General features: G+C 70.0%; 2 protein-coding genes. One reads left to right on the top strand and one right to left on the bottom strand.

Annotated elements, in window-relative coordinates:
• Positions 1–668 (bottom strand): ABC transporter ATP-binding protein (locus EAO71_RS36695; RefSeq protein WP_147982116.1); only part of this gene is annotated, 668 nt, incomplete at its 3' end.
• Positions 669–810: 142 nt separating this feature from the next.
• On the opposite strand from EAO71_RS36695, the gene EAO71_RS36690 reads away from it, so the two are divergent.
• A partial coding sequence (locus tag EAO71_RS36690; RefSeq protein WP_147982115.1) for an ABC transporter permease occupies positions 811–1,509 on the top strand: 699 nt, incomplete at its 3' end.

Below are 1,509 nucleotides of genomic sequence, written 5' to 3'. Positions count from 1 at the left end.
GTGGCGGGGGTGTCGAGCTGTTCGATGGTGCCGTGGCCGTAGACGGCGATGCGGTCGCCGAGGCGGACGGCTTCCTCCAGGTCGTGGGTGACGAGGAGGACGGTCTTGCGGACCTGGGACTGCAGGCGCAGGAACTCGTTCTGGAGGTGTTCGCGGACGACGGGGTCGACGGCGCCGAAGGGTTCGTCCATGAGGAGGACGGGCGGGTCGGCGGCCAGGGCGCGGGCCACGCCGACGCGCTGGCGCTGGCCGCCGGAGAGTTGTTCGGGGTAGCGGGGGCCGTACTTCCTCGGGTCGAGGCCGACGAGTTCGAGGAGTTCGGCGGCGCGGGCGCGGGCCTTGGCCCGGGGGGCGCCGAGGAGGTGGGGGACGGTCGCGGTGTTGTCGAGGACCGTCTTGTGGGGGAAGAGCCCGACCTGCTGGATGACGTAGCCGATGCGGCGGCGGAGCCGGACGGGGTCGACGGCGGATATGTCCTGGCCGTCGAGGAGTATGCGGCCCGCGGTGGGTTCGATGAGCCGGTTGACCATCTTCATGGTGGTGGTCTTGCCGCAGCCGGACGGGCCGACGAGCGTGACCAGTTCGCCTTCGGCGACCTCGAAGGAGAGGTCGTCGACTGCGGTGGTGCCGTCCGCGTAGCGCTTGGTGACGTGCTCGAACCGGATCATGGTTCACCATTCTGTCCCCTTCCGGCCGGGGGCGTGTGAAGGGCGTGTTGCCGCATTGTGGCGGTCCTCGGTGATTGTCGGTTACGAGGGCTAGGGTCGGGTCATACGTACGTTCGGACTGCGGGCGGCGGGGGGAGGGCTCATGGCGGCGGCGAACTGCCTGGTGACGAACGACTGGATCTGCGGGGAGTATCTGCGCACCCGTAGTGGGGAGTTGACCGAGGCGACGCTCCAGCATGTGGGAATCACCGTGGTGTCCGTGGTGATCGGGCTGTTGGTGGCGTTCCCGCTGGCGCTGCTGGCCCGGGCGCGGCCGCGGTGGGCGGGTCCGGTGCTGGGTCTGACGACGCTGCTCTACACGATTCCGTCGCTGGCGATGTTCTCGCTGCTGCTGCCGTTCTTCGGGTTGTCGGCGGCGCTGGTGGTGACCGGGCTCGTGCTGTATTCGCTGACGATCCTCGTGCGGAACATCCTGGCCGGTCTCGAGGCGGTGCCGGCGGAGGCGCGGGAGGCCGCGCGGGGCATGGGGTACGGCTCGGGCCGGATGCTGTGGGAGGTGGAACTCCCGCTTGCGCTGCCGGCGTTGATGGCCGGTCTGCGGATGGCGACGGTGTCCACGATCGCGTTGACGACCGTCGGGTCGATCGTGGGGCGTGGCGGGCTCGGCAATCTGATCGAGGACGCGCTGCCGACGTTCTTCAAGGCGCAGGTGCTGGCCGCCTCGGTGCTGTGCGTGGTGCTGGCGGTGGTCGCGGACCTGCTGTTGCTGGGGGTGCAGCGGCTGCTGACGCCGTGGACGCGGAGCTGGGGACGGACGAGGTCGCGCTGGTCGATGTGGGGG

It is taken from the genome of Streptomyces sp. MS191, from assembly GCF_008042125.1.
In the GTDB taxonomy this organism is placed as follows: domain Bacteria; phylum Actinomycetota; class Actinomycetes; order Streptomycetales; family Streptomycetaceae; genus Streptomyces.
This window is presented reverse-complemented; position numbering and strand designations above follow the sequence as displayed.